This window comes from Pseudoclavibacter sp. RFBI5 (assembly GCF_002931395.1).
Taxonomy (GTDB): domain Bacteria; phylum Actinomycetota; class Actinomycetes; order Actinomycetales; family Microbacteriaceae; genus Pseudoclavibacter.
Genome location: NZ_PSYA01000010.1, coordinates 346,039 through 372,236 on the forward strand (window position 1 = coordinate 346,039; position 26,198 = coordinate 372,236).

General features: G+C 68.7%; 27 protein-coding genes and 1 tRNA gene. 9 read left to right on the forward strand and 19 right to left on the reverse strand.

Translation table 11 applies throughout. The features are described 5' to 3' along the window. Position 1 precedes the first annotated feature (1 nt). From tatA to C5E06_RS08580, 8 genes are all read right to left on the reverse strand, one after another. Positions 2-337 (reverse strand): Sec-independent protein translocase subunit TatA, encoded by a 336-nt coding sequence (tatA, locus tag C5E06_RS08545; protein WP_104299047.1) that lies wholly within the window; start codon positions 335-337, stop codon positions 2-4. 4 nt (positions 338-341) lie between these two features. Beyond that, positions 342-659, reverse strand: coding sequence for a hypothetical protein (locus tag C5E06_RS08550; RefSeq protein WP_146080545.1), 318 nt, complete (start codon positions 657-659; stop codon positions 342-344). Positions 660-765: 106 nt separating this feature from the next. Next, positions 766-1,737: a YafY family protein gene (locus C5E06_RS08555; RefSeq protein ID WP_104306595.1), complete on the reverse strand. Its 972-nt coding sequence runs from the start codon at positions 1,735-1,737 to the stop codon at positions 766-768. Then, a complete protein-coding gene (locus C5E06_RS08560; RefSeq protein ID WP_104306596.1) occupies positions 1,734-2,759 on the reverse strand; it encodes a YafY family protein in 1,026 nt (341 codons plus the stop codon). The genes C5E06_RS08555 and C5E06_RS08560 overlap by 4 nt, the downstream gene beginning before the upstream one ends. 9 nt (positions 2,760-2,768) lie before the next feature. Next, entirely contained in the window at positions 2,769-3,686 is a 918-nt protein-coding gene (locus tag C5E06_RS08565) for an FKBP-type peptidyl-prolyl cis-trans isomerase (protein WP_104241182.1), read from the reverse strand. A gap of 50 nt (positions 3,687-3,736) precedes the next feature. After that, positions 3,737-4,732 carry a hypothetical protein gene (locus tag C5E06_RS08570; RefSeq protein ID WP_146080544.1) on the reverse strand — a complete coding sequence of 332 codons (996 nt, stop codon included), beginning with the start codon at positions 4,730-4,732 and terminating at the stop codon, positions 3,737-3,739. Then, the gene (locus C5E06_RS08575; RefSeq protein ID WP_104241184.1) at positions 4,729-5,784 is read right to left on the reverse strand and encodes a tRNA (adenine-N1)-methyltransferase; all 1,056 of its coding nucleotides are present in this window, start codon (positions 5,782-5,784) and stop codon (positions 4,729-4,731) included. Before C5E06_RS08575 ends, C5E06_RS08570 begins: the two co-directional genes overlap by 4 nt. Continuing rightward, entirely contained in the window at positions 5,781-6,539 is a 759-nt protein-coding gene (locus C5E06_RS08580) for an HAD family phosphatase (protein WP_146081337.1), read from the reverse strand. Before C5E06_RS08580 ends, C5E06_RS08575 begins: the two co-directional genes overlap by 4 nt. Positions 6,540-6,626: 87 nt before the next feature. Here C5E06_RS08580 and C5E06_RS08585 point away from each other — a divergent pair, with 87 nt between their 5' ends. Then, on the forward strand, positions 6,627-7,724 hold the full coding sequence (locus tag C5E06_RS08585; protein WP_258067570.1) for a proteasome assembly chaperone family protein: 1,098 nt from the start codon (positions 6,627-6,629) through the stop codon (positions 7,722-7,724). A 41-nt stretch (positions 7,725-7,765) separates the two neighbouring features. On the opposite strand, the gene mshC is transcribed toward C5E06_RS08585, so the two are convergent. The 3 genes from mshC to C5E06_RS08600 all read right to left on the reverse strand — a co-directional run bounded on the left by mshC (position 7,766) and on the right by C5E06_RS08600 (position 11,464). Next, positions 7,766-9,082, reverse strand: coding sequence for a cysteine--1-D-myo-inosityl 2-amino-2-deoxy-alpha-D-glucopyranoside ligase (gene mshC, locus C5E06_RS08590; RefSeq protein WP_104306599.1), 1,317 nt, complete (start codon positions 9,080-9,082; stop codon positions 7,766-7,768). Between the two features lie 64 nt (positions 9,083-9,146). Then, positions 9,147-9,989: an undecaprenyl-diphosphate phosphatase gene (locus C5E06_RS08595; protein WP_104241188.1), complete on the reverse strand. Its 843-nt coding sequence runs from the start codon at positions 9,987-9,989 to the stop codon at positions 9,147-9,149. A gap of 164 nt (positions 9,990-10,153) precedes the next feature. Continuing rightward, positions 10,154-11,464 carry a M20/M25/M40 family metallo-hydrolase gene (locus C5E06_RS08600; RefSeq protein ID WP_104306600.1) on the reverse strand — a complete coding sequence of 437 codons (1,311 nt, stop codon included), beginning with the start codon at positions 11,462-11,464 and terminating at the stop codon, positions 10,154-10,156. 132 nt (positions 11,465-11,596) lie between these two features. Here C5E06_RS08600 and C5E06_RS08605 point away from each other — a divergent pair. From C5E06_RS08605 to C5E06_RS08615, 3 genes are all read left to right on the forward strand, one after another. Next, a tRNA-Leu gene (locus C5E06_RS08605) sits at positions 11,597-11,682 on the forward strand. Positions 11,683-11,895: 213 nt separating this feature from the next. Continuing rightward, positions 11,896-12,444 (forward strand): flavin reductase family protein, encoded by a 549-nt coding sequence (locus C5E06_RS08610; RefSeq protein WP_181059330.1) that lies wholly within the window; start codon positions 11,896-11,898, stop codon positions 12,442-12,444. A 107-nt stretch (positions 12,445-12,551) separates the two neighbouring features. Beyond that, complete coding sequence (locus C5E06_RS08615; RefSeq protein ID WP_104241191.1) at positions 12,552-13,253, forward strand: DedA family protein; 702 nt, start codon at positions 12,552-12,554, stop codon at positions 13,251-13,253. A 29-nt stretch (positions 13,254-13,282) separates the two neighbouring features. Here the strand turns inward: C5E06_RS08615 and C5E06_RS08620 are convergent, their stop codons facing one another. Together C5E06_RS08620 and C5E06_RS08625 are read right to left on the reverse strand one after the other, a co-directional pair. Beyond that, on the reverse strand, positions 13,283-15,112 hold the full coding sequence (locus C5E06_RS08620) for a DEAD/DEAH box helicase (RefSeq protein ID WP_104241192.1): 1,830 nt from the start codon (positions 15,110-15,112) through the stop codon (positions 13,283-13,285). Positions 15,113-15,147: 35 nt separating this feature from the next. Next, entirely contained in the window at positions 15,148-16,326 is a 1,179-nt protein-coding gene (locus tag C5E06_RS08625) for an acyl-CoA dehydrogenase family protein (protein ID WP_104307260.1), read from the reverse strand. A 97-nt stretch (positions 16,327-16,423) separates the two neighbouring features. Here C5E06_RS08625 and C5E06_RS08630 point away from each other — a divergent pair, with 97 nt between their 5' ends. Continuing rightward, positions 16,424-17,233 (forward strand): SGNH/GDSL hydrolase family protein, encoded by an 810-nt coding sequence (locus C5E06_RS08630; RefSeq protein WP_104241193.1) that lies wholly within the window; start codon positions 16,424-16,426, stop codon positions 17,231-17,233. Between the two features lie 12 nt (positions 17,234-17,245). Here C5E06_RS08630 and C5E06_RS08635 read toward each other — a convergent pair whose 3' ends face one another. Next, on the reverse strand, positions 17,246-18,085 hold the full coding sequence (locus tag C5E06_RS08635) for an RNA methyltransferase (protein WP_104241194.1): 840 nt from the start codon (positions 18,083-18,085) through the stop codon (positions 17,246-17,248). Here C5E06_RS08635 and C5E06_RS08640 point away from each other — a divergent pair. Next, the gene (locus C5E06_RS08640; RefSeq protein ID WP_258067571.1) at positions 18,084-18,959 is read left to right on the forward strand and encodes a Sir2 family NAD-dependent protein deacetylase; all 876 of its coding nucleotides are present in this window, start codon (positions 18,084-18,086) and stop codon (positions 18,957-18,959) included. The two genes, C5E06_RS08635 and C5E06_RS08640, sit on opposite strands and share 2 nt — an antisense overlap. A gap of 34 nt (positions 18,960-18,993) precedes the next feature. Here C5E06_RS08640 and C5E06_RS08645 read toward each other — a convergent pair whose 3' ends face one another. Both C5E06_RS08645 and C5E06_RS08650 read right to left on the reverse strand, forming a co-directional pair. Next, positions 18,994-20,073, reverse strand: a complete 1,080-nt coding sequence (locus C5E06_RS08645) for a glycosyltransferase (RefSeq protein WP_104306603.1) — start codon at positions 20,071-20,073, stop codon at positions 18,994-18,996. Next, the gene (locus C5E06_RS08650; protein WP_104306604.1) at positions 20,070-20,981 is read right to left on the reverse strand and encodes an alpha/beta fold hydrolase; all 912 of its coding nucleotides are present in this window, start codon (positions 20,979-20,981) and stop codon (positions 20,070-20,072) included. Before C5E06_RS08650 ends, C5E06_RS08645 begins: the two co-directional genes overlap by 4 nt. Before the next feature lie 105 nt (positions 20,982-21,086). On the opposite strand from C5E06_RS08650, the gene C5E06_RS08655 reads away from it, so the two are divergent. Beyond that, positions 21,087-21,782 carry an exonuclease domain-containing protein gene (locus tag C5E06_RS08655; protein WP_104241198.1) on the forward strand — a complete coding sequence of 232 codons (696 nt, stop codon included), beginning with the start codon at positions 21,087-21,089 and terminating at the stop codon, positions 21,780-21,782. Positions 21,783-21,866: 84 nt separating this feature from the next. Here the strand turns inward: C5E06_RS08655 and C5E06_RS08660 are convergent, their stop codons facing one another. The 3 genes from C5E06_RS08660 to glgA all read right to left on the reverse strand — a co-directional run bounded on the left by C5E06_RS08660 (position 21,867) and on the right by glgA (position 24,236). Then, positions 21,867-22,127, reverse strand: a complete 261-nt coding sequence (locus C5E06_RS08660) for a type B 50S ribosomal protein L31 (protein ID WP_068481959.1) — start codon at positions 22,125-22,127, stop codon at positions 21,867-21,869. 88 nt (positions 22,128-22,215) lie between these two features. Then, positions 22,216-23,001 carry an ABC transporter ATP-binding protein gene (locus C5E06_RS08665; RefSeq protein WP_104241199.1) on the reverse strand — a complete coding sequence of 262 codons (786 nt, stop codon included), beginning with the start codon at positions 22,999-23,001 and terminating at the stop codon, positions 22,216-22,218. A 50-nt stretch (positions 23,002-23,051) separates the two neighbouring features. Then, the gene (glgA, locus tag C5E06_RS08670; protein WP_104242034.1) at positions 23,052-24,236 is read right to left on the reverse strand and encodes a glycogen synthase; all 1,185 of its coding nucleotides are present in this window, start codon (positions 24,234-24,236) and stop codon (positions 23,052-23,054) included. 47 nt (positions 24,237-24,283) lie between these two features. On the opposite strand from glgA, the gene C5E06_RS08675 reads away from it, so the two are divergent. Further along, positions 24,284-25,525 carry a glucose-1-phosphate adenylyltransferase gene (locus C5E06_RS08675; protein ID WP_104241200.1) on the forward strand — a complete coding sequence of 414 codons (1,242 nt, stop codon included), beginning with the start codon at positions 24,284-24,286 and terminating at the stop codon, positions 25,523-25,525. Further along, entirely contained in the window at positions 25,522-26,181 is a 660-nt protein-coding gene (gene serB, locus C5E06_RS08680) for a phosphoserine phosphatase SerB (RefSeq protein WP_104241201.1), read from the forward strand. Before C5E06_RS08675 ends, serB begins: the two co-directional genes overlap by 4 nt. The last annotated feature ends 17 nt before the right edge of the window (positions 26,182-26,198 follow it).

The window sequence follows — 26,198 nt, forward strand, 5'->3', positions numbered from 1 at the left end:
GTCAGTTGGAAGGACCAGCGGTGCCCCTGGCATCGGAGCTCGGTGCCGCGGGGGCCTCAGGAGCCGGCGCTGCCGGAGCGGAGTTCTGGACGGGAGGCGTGACGGGTGCCTGCGGGGCTGCGGGTGCCTGCGGCGCAGCGGCGGCAGGTTGCGAGTACACGTCCGTGGACGGCGTGGCGTCGACCTCGTCGTCCTTCTTCATGTTCTTGACCTCGCCGCGGAAGATGCGCATCGACTGTCCGATGCTCTTCGCGAGGCCCGGGAGCTTCGGGGCGCCGAAGAGCAACAGGACGATCACCAGGATGATGATGAGGTGTGGGCCAGTCAGATTCGGCATGGTGTCAGTTGCCTTTCACAAGGTGTTCATATTGAAACGGGTCTGCGGTCGTCAGCTCACGGCCACGCTCCAGGCGCTGCTCGTGACGCTGCTCTTTGGTTTCGTCGAGCGCTTCTTTCAGCGCACCTCGCTCGACTTGGACCTCGCGGAGACCGCGAACGATCGCATTGCTCCGTGGAGGCGTGAACGAGACGAGCGTTTGCGCACGCTTCTCGAACGCCTCGAGGAGAACCTCGAGGCCCGCCAGCTCGCCCTGCAGCAGGACGACCTTCTTGAAGAGCCAGTAGCCCAGTGCACCGAGCACGCCAAGCAGGATGAGCACGAGGCCCACCCAGATGAGAACCCAACTCCACCACGGCATAGTGACTCCAACGATACCTGGTCTGAGCTGAATCGCCAGTCACCCGCCGTTGGCTCGCCGTCGAGCTTCAGCGCTCGTCGTGCTCGCGGAGCGCGGTGGCGGCCCAATCGGCGACGGCGGCACGCGCGGACGCGGGTGCCAGGACGCGCATCTCCCCCGCATTACCGGCGACAAGACGGGAAAGATGCCGCATCGAGGCCATCCGGACCTGCACGGTGGCGCGTCCACGGTCGTCGACAGTCGGCGCGGGCTGCCCCGGCGGTAGGTAATCGCGCAGGAGCGGCAGGACGGCGGCCTCAGCCTCGATCGTCACCAGGACGTGTTCCTCGCTCGGCGTGAAGATCGGGCGGGATGTCGCGGCCGCAGGATGAGACTCGGCAGAAACATCCGTGACCACCGCCTCGCGCATCCGGTCGAGCCGGAACACGCGCTCGGCGTCGCGCTCCAGGCACCATCCGCGTAGGAACAGGTCCCCGCCCAGGGTCTCGAGCGTGAAGGGATCCACGTGGCGCACGCTCTCGTCGCCGTCTTCGCGCCGGTAGCGGAAGCGCAAGCGCCGCCTCGTGGCGAGAGCGGCTGTGACCGCGTCGCGGGCGGCCGGAGCCTCCGCTATCGAGCCGAAGGCGAAGTGGGGCGCCGCGCCGCTCGCGCCGAGCTTCCGGAGGAGATCGTCGATGCGGTTCTCATCGACGAGTCGAGGGAGGCTGCGCAGGAACCCGAGGCCGGCGATCACGGCTGCCGCTTCTCGATTCGACATGCGCGGTGCTTCCTCTAGGGCGACGAAGTGGGTCACCTCGATGAGGTCCTGCGCTTCGAAGGCATCCCAGTTGATGTCGAAGAGGTCGAGGTGGCTGTAGACCCCCGCATCGCCGGGAGTGCCGGACACGGCGATGAGTCGGACCGCATCCCGGACCTGCGTCGCGCTCACGCCGAAGTGGCTTGCTGCGGTCTCGACGGGCACCGCTGCTTCCTGTTGGCGCAGGTACGGCACGAGCGACACGAGGAGCGCGAGACGGTCGGCGGAGACGAAGGGGCTCACGGGGCGACCTCGCTGTGGTCGGAGACGACCTCGGTCAGGCGCGCCTCGACGAGCCTGGCGAGCTGTTCCGGCTCGAGCACACGGACCTCCGAGCCGAAGGACGCGAGGCGATTCGCGAGGAGGTCCACATCGGTGTAGCCGAGCTCGATCTCACGCCAGGGGGTGTCAGCTGTGGACGCGACGGAGCGGAGCCTGACCTCGGCGTCCGAGCCCTCACGGACCTCGAGTCTCGCGCGCTGCCTGCGTGCGAGTTCCGCCAGCGTGTCGAGCGCTCGTGCTGCGTGCTGCTCTGGGGTCACCCCCGGGTAGCGCGTCGTGTCGACGGCGCCGAGCGGCCTCGGCGTCGAGACGATGCGTGCCAGGAGGAACATGCGCTCGCTGGCTCGGTCGAGATCGTAGGAGACGAGCAGCCAGTTCGCGTCGGCGAACACCAGAGCAAGCGGTTCGACCCGGCGAACCCGCGCAGCTTCCTCGCCGGGCTTCGCGTACGAGAATGAGACGAGTCGACCCTCCTCGATGGCTGTCGAGAGGGGCTCGAAGGCCGCGTCACGCGCCCGGAGACGCGGTGCGACGCCGACGAGATCCTCGCTGGTGCTCTCCCCCAGCGCCTTCAGCTTCATGAGGCCGCGCCTCGACTCCTGCGAGACGGAGCCCTCGCGCCAGACCTGGGAGGCCAGTGCGAGCAGGGCCGTCTCCTCGGCATCGAATTCCAGTCCTGCTGGCATGGAGAACCCGCCTCGAGGCACCCGGTAGCGAGCGAGCTGGTTGTTGCCGGGCGCCGACGGGTCGTCGATGACCTCGACGGGAACACCGAGGTCTCTCAGCTCGGTCTTGTCGCGCTCGAATCGCTTCTCGCGCGCGGTAGCCGCACTCCCGCCGCTGTCGCCCGAGTACCCGTGGACGGTCTCGAAGATGTCGCTCTTCGTGAGTCCTCGCTCGGTCGTCAGGAGCGCGAGGACCAGCGAGAACTGGCGCTCCGCAGCGGAGGGCGCCTTGGCTCGGGGTGTTCGCTCGCTTGCCACGCCTCGATGTTAGATCGTGCCGAGGATGTCGACGACGAAGACCAGGGTTGATCCCGCGGGAATCGCCTCGCTCGCCTGGTCGCCATAGCCGAGGGCTGGCGGGATGACGGCGATGACCTGCGAGCCCACCGTCTGTCCGACCAGAGCCTGCGCGAAGCCGTCGACGACGCCGGTGGTGGAGAACTGGGCGGGGGTGCCGCGGTCCCAGGAGCTGTCGAACGTCTCCCCCGTCGCGAAGAGGACGCCGGTGTACTGGACGACGACGGAGCTGCCCTCTGCCACGACTGGGCCGGTGCCGAGCTTGCGTGTCTCGAGGACCAGCTCGTCCGGCGCAGTCGCACCTTCGACGATCGTGACCTGCGGGGCGCCCTCGGCCGCATCCGTGACCGTGACGAGCGACTGCGTGGACGCCTGCTCGGCTCCGGTTGCCCGCGTCTCGGGCACCTCGATCACGTCGGCGACGACAAGCGCGGGAGGCGTGTCCGTTGCTCCCGCGTTGGCGGTTCCCTCCAGGAGCAGGGCCGCGGGGATGAGGGCGACGACGCGCGAACCGGAGGTCACGCCGTCGAAGAGCCCCGTGAGGTAGCCCGGGATGCCCTCGGCGTCGAGGTCGAGGACCTGCCCGAGCGGTGCGTACGGGCTCTCCTCGGCCTTCGTGCCAGCGTCGTACACCGTCAGGTTCGCGGCGACCGTGGAATCGAGGGTGATCTCCTCGCCGTCACCCTCGATCTCGACGCGGCGCTCCATCTCCTCGCCGAGACCTGCGACATCGCCGATCTCGACGGTCGGTGCTGCGCCGTACTCGCCGCTGACCTCGACGCCGTTGAGCGCGTCTCCGCTCGCTGCGGGGGTCGAGCTGCCGGCGCACGAGGCCAGGCCGAGCGAGAGGAGGAGGGCCGCGGCGATCGCGGGGAGACGTCGTTGCATTGATCCGCCTTGCGTGGAATCGAGAGGGAGGTGGGAAGTCAGCCTGGTCGCTACTCGGCGGCCAGGATGTCGATCACGAAGACCAGCGTGCGTCCCTGCGTGGCCGTTGCGTTCAACGGCCCTGGCTGGGACGCGAGACGCTCGGGGGGAAGCACGACGACGAGCTGCGAGCCCACGGGGGTGCCCACGATCTCCTGGCTCAGACCGAAGAGGCCGTCGGTGGGTGCCATGGTGAGCTGGAGCACGTTGTTGCCGGGGGTCCACGTGGATGCGACCTGCTCACCGGTCGTCCAGTCGAAGGCAGAGAGCTGCATCGTCACGGCCTGGCCTTCGGCGACCGGGGCACCGTAGCCGTCGATGCGCACGTGTCGCTTCGGGGCTGCGGGCGGGTCCTGGGCTGGCATGGTGACACCAGGGGTGCCGTTCGGTGCCGTGACGACGGCCGGGATGCCGTCTTCGGGGGCGGCGATGCGCCCACCGGCACTCGATGGGTACACGTCGAGCACATCGGCGATGGCGACGATCGTCATGGCCGGGTCGACCCCCGTCGATGCCGCCGCCTCGCCGAACAGGACGCTCGCGGGCATGACGGCGACGACGCGCTCGCCGGTCTGCGAGCACTCGATGGCCTCCGCGAGTCCGGGGAAGGTGTTCGCGATCGTCGCCACGCTCGTCGGCGCGGAGGCACCGGACTCATCCGCGACCGTCGGGCTGTAGGGCACGAGGACCTCGCCGCCGGCGCCGTCGAGCAGCTCGAAGTTCGCGCGCACGACTCCGGACGGCGTGACCGGGTCGCCGGTTCCGACGCCGTCACGCGTGGTCTCGAGAGCAGTCACCGAGAGGGGATGCGGCAGGGTCGCGCCGCTGAGCTCGCCGAACGCGCCGTCGGCAGTGATGCTCGTCGAAGCGGTGCCCTCGACGCCGGGCAGCTCGCACGCCGCGACGTCGAGCTCGCTCTCCGGCCAGGTGACGCAGCCCGTGAGGGCGATCGCGACGGCGGACGCGGTCATCGCGGCCCCCACGAGTCGGATTCCTGTGCGATTCATTCGCTCTCTCCCTCTGGTCCGGTGCTCTGCGCGTCGGTGTCGTCCTGCTGCGTTTCGGAGGGCTCCGGCTCGCTGCCCTGTCCTGAGGTGATGGCGGCGCCGCGCTGCGCGAGTCTGGCGCGCTTGCGGAGCACCTTGTCGCTCACCTGTCGGTCGCCCAGCGATCCCGGCGTCCAGATCTCCACGTCCTCGTCGCTGAAGTCAGATTTCGAGGCTCGGCGCTTGAGGTTCGGCAGGACGGCGCCGTCCGCGAGGCGGCGGGCCGTGAGCAGGAAGCCGGTGTGGCCGATCATGCGGTGGTCGGGACGCACAGCGAGGCCCTCGACGTGCCACCCGCGGACCATCGTCTCGTCGGCGTTCGGATCGGTGAAGAGGCCGGTCGCGCGGATGGCCTCGGCGACGCGGGACAGCTGGGTGACAGTGGCCACGTAGCAGAGGAGCACTCCGCCGGGCTTGAGGGCGTCCGCGACGACCTCGAGGCACTCCCAGGGGGCGAGCATGTCGAGCACGGCCCGGTCGGCGGTCCCGTCGGCGTGCTGCTCGGGCAGCGCTTCGGCGAGGTCGCCGAGCACGAGGTTCCAGTTGTCCGGCTTCTCGCCCATGACGCTGATGACGTTGCCCTCCGCGACCTGGGCGAATTCCTCCCGGCGTTCGAAGGACGTGAGCGAGCCCGTCCCCCCGAGCATGCGCAGGATCCACAGCGAGAGCGCGCCTGAGCCGACGCCGGCTTCGATGACGCGTGCACCGGGGCGGATATCGGCCTTCGCGAGGATCGCCGCGGCATCCTTCGGGTAGATGATGGCGGCACCGCGCGGCATGGACATGACGATGTCCTCGAGCAGCGGACGCAGCGCGAGGTACTGGCCGCCGTCGGTCGCGGCGATGACCGAGCCCTCGTCGACGCCGATGATCGTGTCGTGGTCGATCATGCCCTTGTGCATGAAGTAGCGCTTGCCCGGCTCCAGGTAGAGGGTGCTGACGCGTCCCTTCGGGCCGGTCAGCTGCACGCGGTCTCCAGCGCGGAAGGGTCCGCCGATGTCGGTCTGGGTCATAGCTGTGCTTCGCTTTCTCGGTTGGCGGCGTCGTGTGCCGTCTGTGCGTCCTGTCCCGTCGCCGTCGCCGTCGCCGTCGCCGTTGCGCTTGCGACGCGCTCGACGAGTTCGCCGAGTTCATCGAGGGTGATGCCCTCGAGTGTGTGCGTCACGAGATGCGCGTGGTGCGCCTCGAGCGTCTGGCCGTGCGGGATGCCGATCGTCGCGCATCCGGCGGCCCGAGCGGCCTCGAGGCCGCGGCGTGAGTCCTCGACCGCGATGCAGCTCTCCGGGGCGACGCCCAGCTGCTCTGCCGCGCGGAGATACGGTTCGGGGTGCGGCTTGCCGTTGTCGACCTCGTCGCCTGCGATCACGATCGTGAACAGCGGGGCGTCGAGCGTCGAGACGACTGCGTCGGCGAGGATGCGCGTCGAGTTCGTCACGAGCGCGTTCGGGATGCCTGCAGCGTGCAGGTCCGTCAGCAGCTCCAGAGCGCCGGGCCGCCAGTCGAGCTCCCTGAGGATGCTCGCCATGACCGTCGAGTTCATGTGGTCCACGATCTCCTGCGGCTCGAGCCTGACGCCGAGGCGAGCGAAGAACTCGGACGCGTCGGCCATGCTCGAGCCGACCATCCCCAGCTCCTGCTCTTCGGTGAGCGGGGGCAGGCCGTGGTCGCTGAGGAGGTTCAGCTGAGCGGTCTGCCAGTACTGCTCGGTGTCGACGATGGTGCCGTCCATGTCCCACAGGACGGCGGCGGGAAGTTTCGAAGGAGCCACGGGGCGACAGTCTACGGGGCGGCAGGGCGGCTGCCGACGCCCCGCCGCGTATCCTTGGACGACAGTCCATCCATGGCGAGGAGCACGGTGACGGATCACAGCGAGGCCACCACACCATTTGCGCGAGGCAGACTGCTGGTGGTCGCCCTGCTCGGCTGGAACGACGCGGGCGACGCGGCATCGAGCGCCGTCCGATCGCTGCAGGAGGCTATCGGCGCGGACCGCCTCATCGAGGACATCGACGACGAGTCCTTCTTCGACTACTCGATCCACCGCCCGGTCATGAAGGCTGGTGTGGAGGGGATCCGGAAGATCCAATGGCCGAGCGTCGCCTTCAGCGGCATCCCGCTGCGTGAGGCCTCGGCGACGGACGCCCCGGCCGAGACCACCGAGCTCGCAGCAGATGCGGGGCTCTCAGTGAGCTCCGACAACGGTGAGAACGTCTTCGTGCTCATCGGGCCCGAGCCGACGCTGCGGTGGCGGAGCTTCACGAAGCACGTCGTCGACCTGTGCGAGCGGGAGGGCATCACGCGCGTCGTGCTCGTCGGGGCGCTCCTCGCTGACGTGCCGCACACCAGACCCATCACGATCTTCATGTCGAGCGACGACGCGGCGGTCCGCGAGGAGCTCGACATCGACCGCAGCGAGTACGAGGGTCCGACGGGAGTGCTGTCGGCGATCGGCGAGGAAGCGCGTTCGCGCGGCATGCTGGTGCTCTCGCTCTGGGCTTCCGTTCCCCACTACGCGCACCACTCGCCCTCGCCGAAGGCCACGCTCGCCCTCGTCGACCGTCTCACCGAGATCGTCGATGTCTCGATTCCCCACGGCGAACTCGTCACCGAGTCCGCGGAATGGGAGGCGGAGGTGACGGAGGCGACTGCGCAGGACGAGGAGATCGCGCAGTACGTCGGCTACCTCGAGCGCACGCGCGACATGGTCGAGGCGCCTGAGGCGTCCGGTGAGGCGATCGCGCAGGAGTTCGAGCGCTTCCTCGAGCAGGCGGCCGGGAAGAAGCCGCAGCCGGGGCCAGGAGCGTTCCCGACGGATCTCTCCGGGACCGCGCAGCGGCCCATGGGAGGCGATCGCCGAGTGGCGCCCGAGGGTGACGATCAGGATGCGGACGCCGCCGAGTCGGAGTCTCCTGCCGCGGAGGAGACCGAGGCACCCGAGGACTCCGAGGACTGACCCAGCCAAGCAGCTGGTCCCGGGCCGGGACCCGCTCGGAGCTACTCGCTGGTGAGGCGCACACCCAGGAGGGCGTCGACGAGCCTGACGACGTCGCCGTCTCCGGCGGCCGGAGGCGCCTGCACCCACTCGTCGACGATCTCGACGACCGCTGGGGTGTTCAGATCCTCGGCGATCGCCGCCCGCATCCGCGTGACGAAGCTGCTCTGCTCGGACGGGATTCCTCCGGCGATCGATCGCCGTGCTCGCTCACTCCAGGCAGACAGGCGCTCACTCGAGCGCTCGAGTTCCGCGTCGGTCCACTCCCAGTCGCTCCGGTAGTGGTGGGAGAGCATCGCGAGCCTGATCGCCATGGGATCGACCCCATCGGCGGTGAGCCTCGAGACGAGCACGAGGTTGCCGAGGGACTTCGACATCTTGGTTCCGTCGTAGGCGATGAGGCCAGCATGCGCGTACGCGCGGGCGAAGTCGTCGGCCGAGCCGTTCGAGTCAGCCGAGGTCAGCGAGATGGCGTGCGCGGCCGAGAGCTCGTGGTGGGGGAAGCGAAGGTCGCGGCCGCCGCCCTGCACCGAGATCGGGGCCCCGAGCGTGCGCGTCGCGATGACGGAGCACTCGATGTGCCAACCGGGACGACCGAGTCCCACGGCGCTCTCGAAGGCGGGCTCGCCGTCGCGCGCGCTGCGCCAGAGCAGCGGATCGAAGGGGCCGTGCTTGCCCTCACGGTCCGGGTCTCCCCCGAACTCGAGGAAGGCGGCTTCCATCTCGGCTGGGGTGTACCCGGAGACGTCGCCCATCGTCCAGCTGCTGGCTGTCTCGGCGGCTGCGACGTCGTAGTACACGTCGCCGAGCTCGGTGACGGCAGCGGGAGCCGCGTCGCTCGCGACGGTGACCCGGTAGGCGAGTCCCGCGTCGATCAGTTTCGCGATGGCCTCGCCCGTCTCGGCGATGCTGTCCTGCACCCGCACGTACGCGTCGGGCGGCAGCACACGAAGCGCGGCCATGTCCGAGCGGAAGAGGTCGGTCTGCGAGGTCGCGATCTCCTGCCAGTCGCGCCCCGTCTTGGCGGCGCGCTCGAGGAGCGGGTCGTCGACGTCCGTGATGTTCTGCGCGTACCTGACCTCGAGACCCGCATCGCGCCAGGCGCGTCCGAGGGTGTCGAACGCGAGATACGTGGCCGCGTGGCCGAGGTGCGTCGCGTCGTATGGGGTGATCCCGCAGACGTAGAGGGTCGCGATCCCATCGGGGGTGACGGTGTCCTGCACACGTCCGCTCGCCGAGTCGAAGACCCTGATCGGACCACCGCCGTTGCCGGCTACCGAGGGGACTGCAGGGATGGGCCACGAGGGAACGGTTCGCACCGGGACATCCTATGTCGCGCCCCAGCCTTCACCGTCGAGTGGGACTCCCCACCGCGTGTCAGCGTCAGGCGGCACCGCTCGTCGGGTCCATGAGCCCGAACGACAGCAGGATGATGATGAGCGTGCCGAGTGCGATGCGGTACACCACGAATGGCAGGAAGCTGCCCTTGTTGAGGTACGCCATGAGGTACTTGATGACCACGAGGCCGACCACGAACGAGATGATCGTCGCGATGATCGTTCCGACGACGGGCGCCTGCGCGCCCTCCGTCTCCCCGAACGCGGAGACGAGCTCGTAGAAGCCGGAGCCGAAGACGGCTGGCACGGCCAGGAGGAAGCTGTAGCGGGCGGCCGACGGGCGGTCGTAGCCCATGATGCGTCCGGCCGTGATCGTGCCGCCAGAGCGGGAGACGCCGGGGATGAGGGCGAGCGCCTGAGCGAACCCGTAGACGATGCCGTCCCTCGTGTTGAGGTCCTGCAGCGCCTTCGCGCGCTTCCCGAAGATGTCGGCGAGGCCGAGGATGACGCCGAAGATGATGAGCGTGAACGCCACGATCCAGAGCGACCTGAACTGGTCCCGGATCAGGCTCTGCAGCAGGAAGCCGAGGACGACGATCGGGATCGAGCCGAAGATGATGAGCCAGCCCATGCGCGCATCTGGGTCGCTCCGCGGAACGCTGCCGCGAAGCGAGCCGAACCAGCGCGAGATGATGCGCTTGATGTCGCCCCAGAAGTAGACCAGGACGGCGGCCTCGGTGCCCAGCTGGATGATGGCGGTGAACGTCGCCCCAGGGTCCTGCACGCCGATCCACTCGCCGACGATGCGGATGTGCGCGCTCGAGGAGATCGGGAGGAACTCAGTGAGCGCCTGCACGAGTCCGAGGATGACGGCGTCAAACCAGTTCATTGCCACTGCCTTTTCGAGAGAGATTTCCTGCTGCGGCCGCGGTCGAGGTCACGTCGGGCCCGGCGCACGCTAACACGAATCCGGCAGTCAGGCGCGGATGGCACCCCGGAGCCGAATGGATGCGGACAGTGGGCGTGCCCGGATCGAGCACGCCCACCGAGCGCTCAGTAGCTGCGCAGGAAGTCCCCGAGCACCTTGCGTCCGAAGACCAGCGACTCGAGCGGCACGCGCTCGTCGACGCCGTGGAACATCGCGGGGAAGTCGATGCCCTCAGGGAGGCGGAGCGGGGCGAAGCCGTAGCCCTCGATGCCGAGCGTCGCGAGCGCCTTGTTGTCGGTTCCGCCGGAGAGGAAGTACGGCACGACGACGGCTTCGGGGTCGTGCCGCTGCAGGGCCGCCGTCGCCGCGTCGACGATCGGGCCCGAGACGGGAGCCTGCGTGCCGATGCCTCGGAACACGGTCTCGATCTCGATGTCGTCGCCGATGATGGCCTGGATCTCCGCGAGGAGCTCGTCCTCGGCTCCGGGGAAGGGCCGCGCGTCGATGGCGACGCTCGCCGACTCCGGGATGACGTTGTGCTTGTAGCCGGCGTTCAGCATCGTTGGGTTCGTCGTCGAGCGGAGGCTGGCCGTGAGGAACCCGGACGCGCTGCCGGTCGCGAGGACGATTGCACCCGGCGTGGTCTCCTGCGGGTCGACCTCGAGGAGGCGAGCGAGCTCCGTGATCATCGAGGAGGTCGTGTCGTTGAGGAGCACGGGCCACTCGTGGGACCCGAGCTTCGCGATGGCCTGGGCCAGGCGCGTCACGGCGTTCTCCTCAGCAGGGATGACCCGTGAGCCGTGAGCCGCCCTCCCCTTGGCGTGGAGCCGCAGCCACAGGAGCGCCTTCTCCCCCGTCTGCAGCAGGTAGGCGCGCTTGCCGCCGACCGTGATCGAATAGCCGCCGACCTCGGAGATCGCCTGCGTCGCGCCAGCGAAGAGCTCCGGATGGTCGCGGGCGATGGGCTCGGATCCGAACTGGCCGCCGTTCTCCTCGTCGGCGAAGAACGCGAGGATCAGCTCGCGCTCCGGCAGCTCGCCCGCGCCGAGGATCTCCTCGACGGCGGTCAGGATCATGGCGTCCATGTTCTTCATGTCGACGGCACCGCGCCCCCACAGGAGGCCGTCCTTGATGACGCCGGCGAATGGGTCGACGCTCCAGTTGCCAGCTTCCGCCGGGACGACATCGGTGTGGCCGTGCACGACGAGCGCCGGCTTCTCCGGGTTGCGCCCCGGGATGCGCGTGAAGATGCTCGGGCGTCCTGGGGCCGCCTCGATCGTCGTGACGTCCAGACCGAGAGCCTGGAGCCGCGCCTCCAGGTACTGCGCAGCCTCGGTCTCGCCCTTGGAGCGGCCTTCGCCGTAGTTCGTGGTGTCGAGGCGGATGAGGTCCTGGGTCGTCGTGACGGTCGGATCGAGTTCGAGGGAGTCAGCCATGCCCCCAACGCTACCGCCGCGGAGTCCCCCAGATAGTTCCTGCGACGCGCCCGGGATGCACGCTTTTCGGCCTCGATTAGCGTTTCGCCGGAATCCTGGTAATGTTTCTCCTCGTGCTCAACAGCACAACCTGCGCGGGTGGCGGAAATGGCAGACGCGCTAGCTTGAGGTGCTAGTGCCCGTATTAGGGCGTGGGGGTTCAAGTCCCCCCTCGCGCACAGGTTGAAAGGCCCGGGAGTTTTCTCCCGGGCCTTTCGTGTTCCCTGGCGCAGCTTCCTGTTTCGTCCCTCAGGTCATCTGCGATTCGCTTCCTGACGCACTGCGTAGTGAGACGGCGCGGAGGGAAACACTCGGCAACGTTGGCTTGCCAGGACACGCTCTGCGGGTGACGCTCGAGGAGGCCCATCCACCGTCATCCCTGGAGTGCACCAGTGCCTGCTGAAACCACGTCGCTCGCGAACCACACGCAGATCGATCAGACCGAGCTCTCCGAGAGCTTCCGCTCGCTGTTCCGCCAGCACCCCTCGGGTGTCGCGGTGCTCACGGCTGAGAGCGAAGCCGGTCCGGTCGCGATGACGATCACGTCGCTCACGTCGGTCAACGCCTCCCCCGCGCTTGTCGCCTTCTCGCTGTCGAAGGCCTCGTCCGCGACGCCCGGAATCCTGGGATCGTCCAGCGTGCTCGTGCACTTCATCGACGAGGCGTCGCTCGCGGTGGCACAGGTGGCCGCCACGAGCGGTATCGACCGCTTCGCAGACCGAGACAGCTGGGGCTATCTCCCGAGCGGAGAACCGCACTACAGGGCCGTCACGCGCTGGGCGCGTGGCAGCGTCCGCAGCACGCTCGACGTGGACGGCGCGGTTCTCGTCGTCCTGGACATCGTCGAGGCCAGGGACGGGAGTGCTGGCGCCCCGCTGGAGGACGACGGGGTCGTCTACCGCAACCGCGTGTGGCGAAAGCTCGGCGCCCCGCACAGCTGAGAGGGACTCGTGGGGCGGTCGGGTAGTTTGGGGGCGCAGCACTGTGACGAGCGATTGGCGCATGAACTGCCTCCACGCCCCCAGACCGAGAAGGACCTCCTCGAACCATGCCCGGCCTCGCCACGACACTCCTCTACGCCGCAAGCTCAGGGGGGAGCGCCGTCGATGAGGCGACCGGCGGCATCTTCGGGGTCATCTCCGATTGGGCGATCGAGATCATGGGAACCATCGGAGCTCCCGGCGCCGGCATCGCCGTCGCGCTGGAGAACCTCTTCCCGCCTATCCCGTCCGAGATCATCCTGCCGCTGGCAGGCTTGGCAGCGCACCAGGGCAAGTTCTCCGTGCTCGAGGCGATCATCTGGACCACGATCGGCTCGGTGGTCGGTGCCTATGCCCTGTACTGGCTCGGTCGCTGGCTCGGACACAACCGCATGGTGTGGCTCGCTCGGAAGATCCCGCTCGTCGACGCGGCCGACGTCGTCAAGACGACCAACTGGTTCAAGAAGCACGGCAAGAAGGCCGTCTTCTTCGGCCGGTTCCTGCCGATCTTCCGGAGTCTGATCTCGATACCGGCCGGCATCGAGCGGATGCCCGCACTCCAGTTCGGCCTGCTGACGCTCGCCGGCTCCGCGATCTGGAACACCGTGTTCGTGATGGCCGGCTACCTGCTCGGCGACTCCTGGGAGCAGATCCTCATCTACGCAGACGCGCTCAAGTACCTCGTGTACGCCCTCGTGGGAGGCGCGATCATCTGGTTCCTGGTCGTGAAGATCCGCGGGCGGGTGCACCGCGGCGGCCACTCGGCCTGAAGGCGCGCGCGCTCAGGTCGGCTGACGGCTCAGGAGCGCATGCGCCGCCGGAGCACGTCGATACGCGCCTGGATCTGCGACACGGTCGCCTGTCCCACCGCTGGCCCCCCGCAGCTGCGTCGCAGCTCCGCGTGCACGATGCCGTGCGGCTCCCCCGACTGCTTCGCGTAGACCGAGACGAGGCTGTTAAGCAGCGTTCGCTGCTCCTTCAGGGTTCGGTGGAGCGCCTGGGGTGGCGCGGGAGCCGGTGGGCCTGCCTTCACGCGCGACTCCTGGATGCGCCCCTGCTTCGCCTGGCGCTGGGACAGCACCGACCGCACCTGGTCGGCGTCGAGGATCCCGGGCAGCCCGAGGAACTCCAGCTCCTCTTCGCTGCCGACTTCGGCCGCGTAGCCGAAATCGCCGCCGTCGTAGAGGACCTTGTCGAACAGCGCCTCGCTCGAGATCGCCTCGAACGTGAACTTCCCGAGCTCGTCCGAGGTCTTGTCCGGCCGCTCGGCGGCGGCCATCATGTCTTCTTCCGGAGCGCGGGAGTCGTCGGCGTCAGCGAGCCGATCGAGCGCGTGGTTGCGCTCCATCTCCAGCGCGTGCGCGAGCTTCGTGAGCTGCGGCACGCTCGGCACGAAGACCGTCGCGGTCTCGCCCTTCTTGCGGGCGCGCACAAAGCGGCCGATGGCCTGTGCGAAGAACATCGGCGTCGACGCGTTGGTTGCGTAGACGCCCACAGCGAGCCGAGGCACGTCGACGCCCTCCGACACCATGCGGACGGCGACCATCCACCGCTCGTCGCTCGCGGAGAACTCGGTGATGCGGTCGGACGCGCCCTTGTCGTCGGAGAGGATGAGCGCGGGCTTGGTTCCCGTGATGGTCTTCAGGATCGCCGCGTAGCCCTTTGCCGCCGCGTGGTCGGTGGCGATGACGAGGCCGCCGGCATCCGGGACTTCCTGGCGGACCTCGCTGAGGCGCTGGTCGGCCGCCTGCAGGACCTGGGGGATCCACTGCCCTTCGTGGTCGAGGGCGGTGCGCCACGCCTGGGAGACGATGTCCTTCGTGTTGTCCTCCGCGAGGCCCGCTGACATCTCCTCCCCCTGCGTGTCCCGCCACCGCACGTTGCCGGCGTAGGACATGAAGAGCACTGGGCGCACGACGCCGTCCTCGAGCGCACGGCCGTACCCGTAGGAGTAGTCGGTGAGGGATGTGCGGATGCCGTCCTCATTCGGGGCGTAGGTGACGAACGGGATCGGCGCGGAGTCGGAGCGGAAGGGCGTTCCCGTGAGCGAGAGTCGGCGGTCGGCGTGTCCGAAGGCCTCGCGGATCGCGTCTCCCCAGCTCAGCGCGTCTCCGCCATGGTGCACCTCGTCGAGGATGACGAGCGTGCGTCCGGAGGCCGTCAGGTGGCTGTGCACGCTCGGCTTCATCGCGACCTGCGCGTAGGTCACGGCCACGCCGTGGAACTGACGTGAGTGGATGCCCTGGTTGTTGCCGTAGCGCGGGTCGATGCGGAGGCCGACTCGAGCGGCAGCCTCCGCCCACTGCGTCTTGAGGTGGTCGGTCGGCGCGACGATCGTGATGCGATCGACGGAGCGGCGCTGGAGGAGCTCGGTGGCGAGTCGCAGAGCGAAGGTCGTCTTGCCAGCGCCTGGCGTCGCAGAGGCGAGGAAGTCTCGAGGCTCGGACTCGAAGTAGACGTCGAGCGCCTCAGCCTGCCAGGCACGCAGCCTCCCGGCGGTGCCCCACGGCGCTCGCTGCGGGAACGACGGGGAGAGGTGCTCGGCAGCGAAGGTGCCGACCTGGTGACCGTAGCGTGAGCCGTCGTGGCTGGAGGGATGAGCTTCCTGGACGGCTTCGCGTTCGGTCATGGCTGCGTCGAGTTCCTCTCAGGGCAGTCGCCCGGTCAGCGCCGTGCGGGTGGGTCTTGGATTGGTCCGAGTCGGTGGCTGGCGTGCAGCCGGCGCACGGCTCGCTCGTTCGACGGGTGCAAACCGCCTGCGAGCACGTCCCGCAGCAGTCGCGCGAGCTCATGTCCGGAACGGTAGCCGCTGCCGCCGACAATCCCGAGCGCGTCCTGCGTCGTGGTCGCCGCGGCGGCCACCGCCTCGTACTTCGCCATCGTCAGGCGCGCGAACCAGGCGTCGCCGTGAGGCGCCCCCTCGTCGACATCGCGAGCGATGGACTCAACGAGGGTACGCGCTGCGAGCTGTCGAATGCTCATCCTGGCGATTTCCTCTCGAACCTGCACGTCGTCGGCGAGACGGATCCCGCCCTGCGTCGAGCTCGTCCGGTGCTCGGCGGCCTCGATCGCCAGCTCGAGCGCGCGGTCGCCGATCCCGACGTAGCACGAGGCGACGAGGAGGAGGAAGTTCGAGTGAACGGCGAAGATGTGCGGTTCGCTGCTCGGTCCGACCGGGAGCCGAGCGATGACGCGCTCGGCGGGGATACGGGCACCGTCCAGGGAGGTGGAGCAGCTCTGCGTCGCCCGCATGCCGAGCGTGTCCCAGTCATCGTGGATGCGCACGCCGTCGTCGCCGCGTCGCAGCACCCCGTGGACGAGAGCCGGCTCCGCTCCGTTGTCGTCCCGGCCGAAGGTCACGAGGCTCGTCCAGACGGGAGAGAGCGAGGTGAAGATCTTCATGCCGTGCAGCCGGTAGCCCCCGTCGGCCTCCGGCTCGGCCCGGACATTCGAGTCGTAGAGGACGGCGTCGTTGCCGATCTCGGAGATGGCGAGCGCGTAGGTCTCCCCCGCGACGATCTCGCGCAGCATCCAGTCGAGGGCCCCTTCGCCCGCCTCGTGCCTCGCGCGGGCGATGCCGGCGACCACGTGGTGCATGTTCACGGCGAGGGCCGTCGCTGGAGCCGCGGCCGCGAGACGTGCCTGGCATCGCACGGCCTGCTCGAGGGATGCCCCCGTGCCGCCGAAGTCGCGGGGAACCAGCAGCCGCAGGTAGCCGATCTCGCGGAGCGCCTCGAGGTCGTCCGCGGGGAAGGAGTTCTCCGCGTCGTGGCGGCTCGCGCGCTGATTGAGCACCTCGAGCAGGTCATCGGCCAAAATGGATCTCGGGTCTGAAGCTGGCATGTCCACCACGGTACTCGTCACGGCTTCGACCTCGATGACCACGACAGCGTCTGTGACGGTCTAGTCTTCAGTTCCGATCGAGGAGAGAAACGGCGAGATGTCAGAACCCGAACTCATACCCTGGAGCCGCTACGTGGCGATCGGCGATTCCTTCACCGAGGGCGTCGGCGACCCGGAGCCGACCGCTCCAGGCGGTCTCCGCGGCTGGGCCGATCGTGTGGCAGAGGAACTCGCCGCACACCGCTCCGACTTCGCCTACGCGAACCTGGCCATCCGCGGCCGACTGCTGGATCAGATCGCGGAGGAGCAGCTCGGGCCGGCGCTCGAGCTGAAGCCCGACCTCGTGACGGTCTCCGCTGGTGGCAACGACATCATCCGCCCGGGCGCGGACCCGGACGCGATCGCCGCGCGGTTCTCGCGACTCGTCGGCTCGCTGCGTGCCAGCGGCGCCACCGTCGTGGTGTTCACCGGGGTCGACACGAAGTTCGCGCCGGTATTCTCATCGATGCGCGGCAAGATCGCCATCTACAACGAGCACATCCGCGGGATCGCCGAGTACCACGATTGCATCGTCGCCGACCAGTGGGCTCTTCGCTCCATCCAGCGCCCCAGCATGTGGGTCAGCGACCGCCTGCACCTCAACGCCTACGGGCACCACGAGGTGGCTCGCATGGTGCTCGCCGCGTTGAACGTCGAGAACGAGCTCGTGGCCATGCAGCCTGCACCGGCCCGTCCCTCGCGGTGGCGCGAGGCCCGCGCCCAGGACATGGTGTGGGCGAGGCAGCACCTCGTTCCGTGGGTGCTGCGGCGCCTCAGGAACGAGTCATCGGGCGACAACGTGATCGCGAAGCGTCCGTTCGCCGAGCCCTTCTCCTTCGGCACCGACATCGACTCCCCTCTCGGGTGAGCGCGCAGAGCCCTACCCGGTGAGCGCGTAGAGCGCGACGGCACTCGCGGCAGCGACGTTGAGCGAGTCGACGCCGTGGAGCATCGGAATCGTGACGGTCGTCGTCGCAGCGCTGAGGGCGCCGCGACTCAGGCCGTCCCCCTCCGTGCCGAGCAGGATCGCGACGCGCTCGGGACGGTCCGCGGCGTAGTCCCGGAGCGAGACGGCGTCGTCGTCCAGGGCGAGCGCTGCGACGTCGAAGCCGGCGTCTGCGAACAGCGTGGCTGCCTCCCGCCACACCGGCAGCCGGGTCCACGGCACCTGGAAGACGGTGCCCATGCTGACGCGCACACTGCGCCGGTAGAGGGGATCGGCGCATTCCTGGGTGACGAGCACCGCGTCGGCCCCGAGACCGGCAGCAGCCCGGAACACCGCGCCGACGTTCGTGTGATCCACGAGATCCTCGAGCACCACGACGGTTTTCGCCGTCGCGAGCAGGTCTGCGGGGTCGAGCAGCGGGGGCCTGTGCATCGAGGCCAGGGCTCCCCGGTGCATGCGGAAGCCGGTCAGCTGCTCGAGCTGCTCGCTGGAACCGACGTACACGGGCACGTCGGGGAACGCCTCGAGCAGTGGCTCGACGGTCGGGAGCCACTGCTCCATGAGGAGGAGGGAACGGGGCGTGTGGCCGGCTCGCAGCGCCCGCTCGATGACCTTCGGCGACTCGGCGAGGTAGAGGCCACCTTCCGGCTCGAGGCGACGGCGGAGGGCCACGTCGGTCAGGCGGGAATAGTCGTCGAGTCCAGACTGTTCGAGTGAACGGACGGATGGGGCCGCACGTGGCCAATCGGTCGATTGGAGAGGGGTCAGGCGCATGGAGGCAATCCTGTCAGAAGCGGGCGGTGCCATGGCGGAGCGGTCGCGAGCTGAGGGTCTTGCACGTGCCGCGGATGTGCTGGCGGATCGGGCGTTCGCGGTGCTCACCGGAGCCGGGCTCTCGACGGACTCTGGCATCCCCGACTACCGCGGGGACGGCAAGGCGCCGAGGATCTCGCCCATGACGATCCAGCAGTTCATGTCCGACGAGGCGACGCGCAGGCGCTACTGGGCCGGCGCCGCGCTCGGTGCGGCACGGTTCTCCGGAGCGGAGCCCAACGCGGGCCACCTGGCACTCGCCGAGCTCGAGCGACACGGCGCCGCGACGGGGGTCGCCACGCAGAACGTGGATGGCCTCCACCTCCGCGCAGGCAGCCGCAACGTCGTCGAGCTCCACGGCAGCATGCGCACCGCGAGCTGCACGCAGTGCGGGCACGAGGTCTCACGGGCCTCGCTGCTCGCCGACATCATCGCGTCCTCCCCCGGCATCGCCGAGCTGGCGGCCGACGCGAGCAGCCGCCCAGACGGTGACGCCGAGGCGAGCGGCGCGGAGATCGAGGAGCTCCCGAGCTGCCCGGTCTGCGGGGGCATCCTGCAACCGGACGTCGTGATGTTCGGTGACGTCGTTCGTCCCGAGGTCGCCGAGCGTGCCCGCAACCTCGTCGACGAGTCCGACGCGCTCCTGGTCGCCGGTACGTCCTTGGTCGTCAACACTGGACGCAGGCTCGTGCATCGCGCCGTGGCAGCTGGCAAGCCGGTCGTGCTGTTCAACCGCGGCGGGGCCGCGATCGAGCACCTGGCCTACGTCTACGTCGACGGCGGCACCTCCGAGTCGCTCGCCGACCTCGCGGCCCGGCTCACGTCGGATTCCTAGGCCGACCCAGAACCCCGAGGCCGGCCGGAAGCCGTCAGCGCTGTCGCTGCTCTGCCACCTCTTGGCAGGCGCTGAGCAGCGCGGCGGCGGATCGCTCCCACGCGTACTCGGCGGCCCTGGCCACGCCAGCAGCTGAGGCGGAAGCCCACGCCTGCGCGCTGCCGTGGAGCTGCCTCGCCTTCGTCGCGAGCAGCGCCGCGTCATCGGCCGGGAAGTACCCGGCTGCAGCTCCCCCGACCTCGCGGAAGATCGGGGTGTCGCTCACGAGAACGGGTGTGCCTGCGGACATGGCTTCCACGAGCGGCAGCCCGAAGCCCTCGCTCTTCGACGCGGTCACGAGGGCGGTGGCGTTGGCGAGCAGCGCACGGTACGCGTCGTCGCTCACGCCCTGGTGGGCGACGATCGAACCCGTGGGGGCGAGATCCTCGAGCGCCGCCAGGGTGCGCGCATCCGCCTTCGAGCAGAGGTGGAGTCGCCAGCCAGGCAGGTCGCGCATGGCGCGCGCCAGCGTCTCGACGTTCTTGTATGGCATGAAGGAGCCCATGTAGACGAGATTGGGCTCGCTCGGCGGCTCGGTCCTCGCCGGCGCAGCGAACGCCGGATCTGGCGCGTTGGGCACGAGCGGGATGGGGCGGCGGGTGAGCTTCTTGGACTCGAGCAGCCCGCGGGTCGTCGCCGAGACCACCGCGACCTGGTCCGCACCGGCGAGGAGGAGCCGCTGGGGCCAGAAGGACAGGTGGTAGACCCGCCACAGCGCGCGCACGTACCAGGGGAGGAACTGCGGGGGCTTCGGGTGCTCGTAGTAGATGAGGTCGTGGATGGTGAGGATGAGCCCGTAGTGCCGCCCGAGCGAGCCCATCGTCTGCATGGGGCTCACGACCACGTCGGGGCGCAGCGCGTTGATCTGGCGAGCGACGAACGGCTCCGCTGGCGACGTCGGCGCGCTGATGAGCGCGTGCGGAAGGTCCGGCAGCATGGGCAGCTGGCGTTCGTCGGAGATGAGCATGGTGACCGGGTGCAGTTCGGAGAGCGCACGCACGAGCTCAGCCGAGTACCGCGAGATGCCGTCGTGGCGGTCGATCCGAACGTACCTGCAGTCGAAGAGGAGTTTCACCGGCTGCGCTCCGGATCGTCGGGTGTGGAGTTCCCGTCGATGAACTCGGAGAGCAGGCGGGCGGCTGCGATCGGCGTCTCGTAGTGCACGAGGTGACCCGTGCCGGCGATCACGTGCAGCGGCAGCTCGGCGAGCCTCGCGAGTTCGAGCTGCGCTTCGAGCGGCGCGATGTCGTCGAGCGCGCCAGCGATGAGCGCGGTGGACGCTGGCAGTTCGTGTGCATGGGCGAGCACCGAGTCGGAGACGGATGCACGGAACGCGGCGAGGAGCGTGTCGCGGTCGGAGAAGTCCGAGAAGTGCCGTTCATGCTCGGCGTGGATCCAGGCTCGGAGCGGCTTCGAGGTGGTCTTGGCCATGACCTCGCTCATGACGCGTGTGATGAGCGGATGCGAGAGCAGCACCCTGCCCGCCGACTCTGGCAGCTTCGAGCCGAGCCAGTAGTAGAAGATCGCGAGCTTCGTGAGGATCGCCTGCTGACCTTCCAGGGCGGGCGCGGCGATGGGGTTGACGAGCACGAGGCGCCGATCGCCGATCGCGGTGGGGCGCCGGGCGATCACGAGCGAGCCGAACGAGTGGCCGAGGACGATGGCGGCCCCGTTCGGGTCGACCTCATGGAGGAACGCCTCGAGCCAGGCTGAGTAGTCGTCGAGCGTGTGTCCGCTTGCGAGTGGCCGCGACTCCCCGAAACCCGGCAGGTCGGGTGCGAGGAAGCGAACGTTCGGGAGCCGTTCCACGACGGGGAGCAGCCCGTGGTGGGTGCCGCGGAAGCCATGGACCAGCACAACCGTCGCGCGGGCGTCGCCGGCCGATGGGCCGATCTCCCACCAGGCGCATTCGGAGCCCAGGACATGCGCTGTGCGGGCGAGCGACGGGGACTCGGGAGTGGCTGCGAGAGCGGAGGAAGGCATCGTGCAAGAGTGTACCGAGCAGGGCGGGAAGCCGTGCTCAGGCGCTCCCGTGCGACGCGCGGTGGAGGTGCCTGCAAGAGGACGTCGAGGCGGGATGAGGAAGCAATGACCGAGTGGACGAAGCGGATCGCGGTGTTCGATCTCGAGACGACCGGCATCGATGTCGAGAACGACCGGATCGTGACGGCGTTCGTCGGGCTCATCGATGGCGATGGCACGATCGAGCGCGGCACGGACTGGCTGGCGGACCCGGGCGTCCCCATCCCCGAGCGCGCGGCGGCCGTGCACGGCATCACCACGGAGATCGCCCAGTCCGAGGGGCGGCCGGCAGGCGAGGTCGTCGGGGAGCTTCGGGCTGCGCTCGACTGGATCGCCCGGCACCGTGTTCCGCTGGTCATCTACAACGCGCCGTACGATCTCACCCTGTTCGCTCGGGAGTGCGCGCGTCACGGCCTGGAGCAGATTGTCTTCGCCGAGCAGGTCGTCGACCCGCTCGTCATCGACCGGGCGCTCGACAAGTACCGCAAGGGCAAGCGCACGCTCACCGACACCGCCCTCTTCTATGGCGTGGAACTGATCGACGCGCACTCCGCGGGTGACGACGCCGTCGCCGCGGGCCAGCTTGCGCTCGCACTGGCGGCCAAGTATCCCGCGGAACTCGGGCTGCCGCTCCAGGAGCTGCACACGAAGCAGGTCACGTGGGCGGCGGACCAGGCCAGGGACTTCGAGGCGTACATGCGCGCCAATCGAGACCCGGACTTCACCGCCGACGGCGCGTGGCCGGTGCGCAGCGCTCCCTGACCGGCGACGGGCTTCGGTGAGGCACCCAGCAGACGCGCGAAAGGGCGGCACCGAAACGGTGCCGCCCTTTCGTGGAGCAATGGACTACTTGCTGCCGCCGCCGAACTTGGCGTAGCGGTTCTTGAACTTCTCAACACGACCTGCGGAGTCCATGATGCGCTGCTTGCCCGTGTAGAACGGGTGCGAGGCGCTGGAGATCTCGACGTCGATGACTGGGTACGTGTTGCCGTCTTCCCATTCGATCGTCTTGGCGCTCGAGACCGTGGAACGGGTGAGGAACTTCTCCCCCGATGCGAGGTCGTTGAACACCACCGTGTTGTAGGTGGGGTGGACGTCAGCCTTCATAAGGGTTCCTTCAACGAGTTTGGTGAGCAGAATCGGACCACGGGTCCTGAGCCAAAGGACAACTTTAGCAGATAGGAGCCCGTGGGTGTCAGTTCGACGCGCGGGCGGCGTACCGGCCCTGGGCGTTGGTGACGTGGAGGGGAAGTCCGAAGGTCGTCTCGAGGTTCGAGCTCGTGAGCACCTCGGAGATCGGGCCAGCCGCGACGACCTTGCCTTCGCGCAGCAGGAGCACGTGGGTGATCCCCACTGGGATCTCCTCGACGTGGTGCGTGACCATGACGATCGCGGGCGCGAACTCGCTCTGCGCGAAGCTGGAGAGCGCAGCGAGGAGGTTCTCGCGAGCTCCGAGATCGAGGGACGCGCTGGGCTCGTCCAGGAGGAGCAGCTCGGGGTCGGTCATGATCGCCCGTGCGATGAGCGTTCGCTTCTGCTCGCCGTCGCTGAGCGTGCCGAAGTCGCGCTCAGCGAACTCGCCGAGGTTCCATTCCTCGAGGACACGCTGCGCCCGGCGCTCGTCGATCTCCTCGTAGGCCTCGTTCCATCGGCCCGTGACCGCGTAGGAGGCGGTCAGCGCGACGTCGATGACTCGCTCGTCTTCGGGGATGCGCCTCGCCATCGCGCTCGACGCGACGCCGATGCGAGGACGAAGGTCGAAGACGTTGGTCCGGCCGAGGCGCTCCCCGAGCACGTCGACCTCTCCTGACGTGGGGTGCTGCGTCGCCGAGGCGAGCGAGAGGAGCGTCGATTTCCCGGCGCCGTTCGGGCCGAGCACCGCCCAGCGCTGCGTCTCGTCGACGGACCAGGTGACATGGTCGAGGATCGGACGACCGTTGCGAACGACCGTAGCGTCGTTGAATTCGAGAACCGTTGCCATATGCCCCAGCCTAGACGCGGCTCGTGCGCTGGCTTCGGCGGCGCACCGCGTCAGCCAACGAGCTGCTCGTAGATGGAGATCGTCTCGTCGCTGATGCGGCGCCAGGTGAACTCGCGCTCGGCGCGCTCGCGCCCCGCCTTGCCGTAGCGAGCGGCCGTCTCGGGGTCGCTGACGACCTCGGTGAGCACTCGTGCGAGGTCGGCGACGAACTTGTCTGGGTCGAGCGGGGTTCCCGTGCCGTCGGTTGCCTGCTCGATCGGCACGAGGCGTCCGGTCACCCCGTCGTCGACGACCTCGGGGATGCCGCCGGTCGCCGTGCCGACCACGGCTGTGCCGCAGGCCATGGCCTCGAGGTTCACGATGCCGAGCGGCTCGTAGATCGAGGGGCACGCGAAGACCGTCGATGCCGAGAGCGCGGTCATGATCTCGCGCTTGCTGAGGTGGCGCGCGAGCCAGAGGACGCCATCGCGCTCGGTCTGCAGCTGCTCGACGAGACCTGCGACCTCTGCCTCGATCTCGGGGGTGTCCGGGGCGCCGGCGCACAGGATGACCTGCACCTCAGGTGGCAGCTCGCGCACGGCGCGCAGGAAGTACGGGAGACCCTTCTGCCGAGTGATGCGGCCGACGAAGACGACAGCGGGGCGGTCGGGGTCGATGCCGAGGGCACGTGCGGCCTCAGGGTCCTCGACGCGCTGCCAGGTCTCGAGGTCGATGCCGTTGTAGACGACCTCGACCTTCTCCGGGTCGAGGTTCGGGTAGGCGCGGAGGATGTCGGCGCGCATCCCGTGGCTCACGGCGATGATGCGGTCGGCGTGCTCGTAGGAGACCTGCTCGATCCAGCTGGAGAGGCGGTAGCCGCCTCCGAGCTGTTCTGCCTTCCAGGGGCGGAGCGGCTCGAGGCTGTGCGCCGTGATGACGTGCGGGATGCCGTGCAGCAGCTTCGCGACGTGGCCCGCGGCGTTCGCGTACCAGGTGTGCGAGTGCACGAGGTCGGCACCCGCGATGTCGTTCGCGATCTCGAGGTCGGTGCCGAGGAAGCCGAGAGCCGGGTTCGCGGATCGGAGGGCAGGGGGCGTGTTGTACGCATAGGTCTGCTGCTCGTCGCGCGCCTCTCCGAAGCAGCGGACGTTGACGTCGATGTCGCGTCTCATCGCCTTGACGAGCTCGGTGACGTGGACTCCGGCCCCGCCGTAGACGGCCGGTGGATACTCGCGTGTTACCAGATCAACTCTCACGGTCTCCACGGTAGTACAGCGGGGCTGGGAACCCCTAAGCTCGAGTCATGTCACAGGCAAAGGTGTTCGGCATCGTTCTCGCTGGTGGTGAGGGGAAGCGGCTCATGCCGCTCACCGCAGACCGGGCAAAGCCCGCTGTGCCCTTCGCAGGCCAGTATCGACTCATCGACTTCGCGCTTTCGAACCTGGTGAATTCCGGGCTCCACAAGATCGTCGTCCTGACGCAGTACAAGTCCCACTCTCTCGACCGTCACGTGTCGCACACGTGGCGTCTCCCCGCGATGCTCAACTCCTACGTCGCCTCCGTGCCAGCGCAGCAGCGACTCGGCAAGCGGTGGTTCTCCGGCTCGGCAGATGCCATCCGGCAGAGCCTGAACCTCATCAACGACGAGTCCCCGGACATCGTGGTCGTCGTCGGCGCGGACCACGTCTACCGCATGGACTTCTCCCAAATGATCGAGGCGCACATCGCCTCCGGGCGCAGCGCGACGGTCGCCGCGATCCGCCAGCCGATCTCGCTCTCGGACCAGTTCGGCGTGATCGACGTCGACCCGGACGACCGAACGCTGATCCGCGAGTTCCTCGAGAAGCCGGAAGACGCTCAGGGGCTGCCGGACAGCCCGGGCGAGATCCTCGCCTCGATGGGAAACTACGTCTTCACGGCCGACAAGCTGGTCGAAGCCGTCATCCGCGACTCGACGCTCGAGGACTCCAAGCACGACATGGGTGGAGACATCATCCCGAGCTTCGTCGATCAGGGCGACTGCGGGGTCTACGACCTCAAGGACAACATCGTCCCAGGGTCGACGGAACGCGATCGCGACTACTGGCGCGACGTGGGAACGATCGACTCGTTCTACGACGCTCACATGGACCTCATCTCCACGCTGCCGATCTTCAACCTCTACAACGAGAAGTGGCCGATCTTCGCGCAGCAGCTGAACTCTCCCCCGGCCAAGTTCGTGCGGGACAGCCGTGGGTCCACGGGCACGATGATCGACTCGATCATCTCGCTCGGCTCGGTGATCTCCGGTGCGCACATCGAGCGGAGCGTGCTCGGTCCGTGGGACAACGTCGAGTCCGGAGCCGCAGTCGTCGACTCCATCCTCTTCGACCGAGTCAACGTGCAGGCTGGTGCTGTCGTGCGTCGCGCGATCCTGGACAAGAACGTCATCGTCAAGGAAGGCGCCTCAGTCGGCGTCGACCGTGAGCACGACCTCCGACGCGGCTTCACGGTCACCGACTCTGGCCTCACGGTCGTGGAGAAGTTCGGGATCGTCGAGCCGTGACCTCGGGCACGTCCCCCCGGTCTCCATTCCTGGTCGTCCTCGACGTCGACTCGACCCTCATCGAAGACGAGGTCATCGAGCTGATCGCCGACTACGCCGGGGTGACCGATGAGGTTGCCGAGGTCACCGGGCGAGCCATGGCGGGTGAGCTGAACTTCGAGGAGAGCCTGCGCCACCGCGTTGCGCTCCTCGAGGGTGTCTCCTCGACGGATGTCGCGTCGGTGGTGGATCGGGTCGTCGTCACGAACGGCGTCCCAGAGCTCATCGACGGCGTGCACGCGGCCGGCGGTTCCATCGCGGCCGTGTCGGGAGGCTTCCACGAGATCCTCGACGAGCTCGCAGAGCGGCTCGGCCTCGACCGCTGGCGCGCGAACCGCTTCGAGGTCGTCGACGGCAAGCTCACGGGCAAGGTGTCCGGGCCCATCATCGGGAGCGAGGCGAAGCGCGAGACGCTGCTCGAGTGGGCTCACGAGCTCGGCATCGACCCGTCCCGCACGGTCGCGATCGGCGACGGCGCCAACGATCTCGGCATGATGTCGGCTGCTGGTCTCTCGATCGCGTTCGACGCGAAGCCGGTTGTCCGGGAACAGGCGCACGTCAGCCTCCCCGATCGCGACATGCGGCAGGTGCTCGCAGCCCTTGGCCTCGAGGGCTGACGACCGAACAGGGCGAC

What these genes read in the sequence shown, in the direction of transcription:
- tatA (WP_104299047.1), bottom strand. Translation starts at nt 337, where the DNA reads ATGCCGAATCTGACTGGCCCACACCTCATCATCATCCTGGTGATCGTC.
- C5E06_RS08565 (WP_104241182.1), bottom strand. Translation starts at nt 3,686, where the DNA reads ATGCAACGACGTCTCCCCGCGATCGCCGCGGCCCTCCTCCTCTCGCTC.
- C5E06_RS08570 (WP_146080544.1), bottom strand. Translation starts at nt 4,732, where the DNA reads ATGAATCGCACAGGAATCCGACTCGTGGGGGCCGCGATGACCGCGTCC.
- C5E06_RS08575 (WP_104241184.1), bottom strand. Translation starts at nt 5,784, where the DNA reads ATGACCCAGACCGACATCGGCGGACCCTTCCGCGCTGGAGACCGCGTG.
- C5E06_RS08595 (WP_104241188.1), bottom strand. Translation starts at nt 9,989, where the DNA reads ATGAACTGGTTTGACGCCGTCATCCTCGGACTCGTGCAGGCGCTCACT.
- C5E06_RS08600 (WP_104306600.1), bottom strand. Translation starts at nt 11,464, where the DNA reads ATGGCTGACTCCCTCGAACTCGATCCGACCGTCACGACGACCCAGGAC.
- C5E06_RS08615 (WP_104241191.1), top strand. Translation starts at nt 12,552, where the DNA reads ATGCCCGGCCTCGCCACGACACTCCTCTACGCCGCAAGCTCAGGGGGG.
- C5E06_RS08620 (WP_104241192.1), bottom strand. Translation starts at nt 15,112, where the DNA reads ATGACCGAACGCGAAGCCGTCCAGGAAGCTCATCCCTCCAGCCACGAC.
- C5E06_RS08625 (WP_104307260.1), bottom strand. Translation starts at nt 16,326, where the DNA reads ATGCCAGCTTCAGACCCGAGATCCATTTTGGCCGATGACCTGCTCGAG.
- C5E06_RS08630 (WP_104241193.1), top strand. Translation starts at nt 16,424, where the DNA reads ATGTCAGAACCCGAACTCATACCCTGGAGCCGCTACGTGGCGATCGGC.
- C5E06_RS08640 (WP_258067571.1), top strand. Translation starts at nt 18,084, where the DNA reads ATGGAGGCAATCCTGTCAGAAGCGGGCGGTGCCATGGCGGAGCGGTCG.
- C5E06_RS08635 (WP_104241194.1), bottom strand. Translation starts at nt 18,085, where the DNA reads ATGCGCCTGACCCCTCTCCAATCGACCGATTGGCCACGTGCGGCCCCA.
- C5E06_RS08650 (WP_104306604.1), bottom strand. Translation starts at nt 20,981, where the DNA reads ATGCCTTCCTCCGCTCTCGCAGCCACTCCCGAGTCCCCGTCGCTCGCC.
- C5E06_RS08655 (WP_104241198.1), top strand. Translation starts at nt 21,087, where the DNA reads ATGACCGAGTGGACGAAGCGGATCGCGGTGTTCGATCTCGAGACGACC.
- C5E06_RS08660 (WP_068481959.1), bottom strand. Translation starts at nt 22,127, where the DNA reads ATGAAGGCTGACGTCCACCCCACCTACAACACGGTGGTGTTCAACGAC.
- C5E06_RS08665 (WP_104241199.1), bottom strand. Translation starts at nt 23,001, where the DNA reads ATGGCAACGGTTCTCGAATTCAACGACGCTACGGTCGTTCGCAACGGT.
- C5E06_RS08675 (WP_104241200.1), top strand. Translation starts at nt 24,284, where the DNA reads ATGTCACAGGCAAAGGTGTTCGGCATCGTTCTCGCTGGTGGTGAGGGG.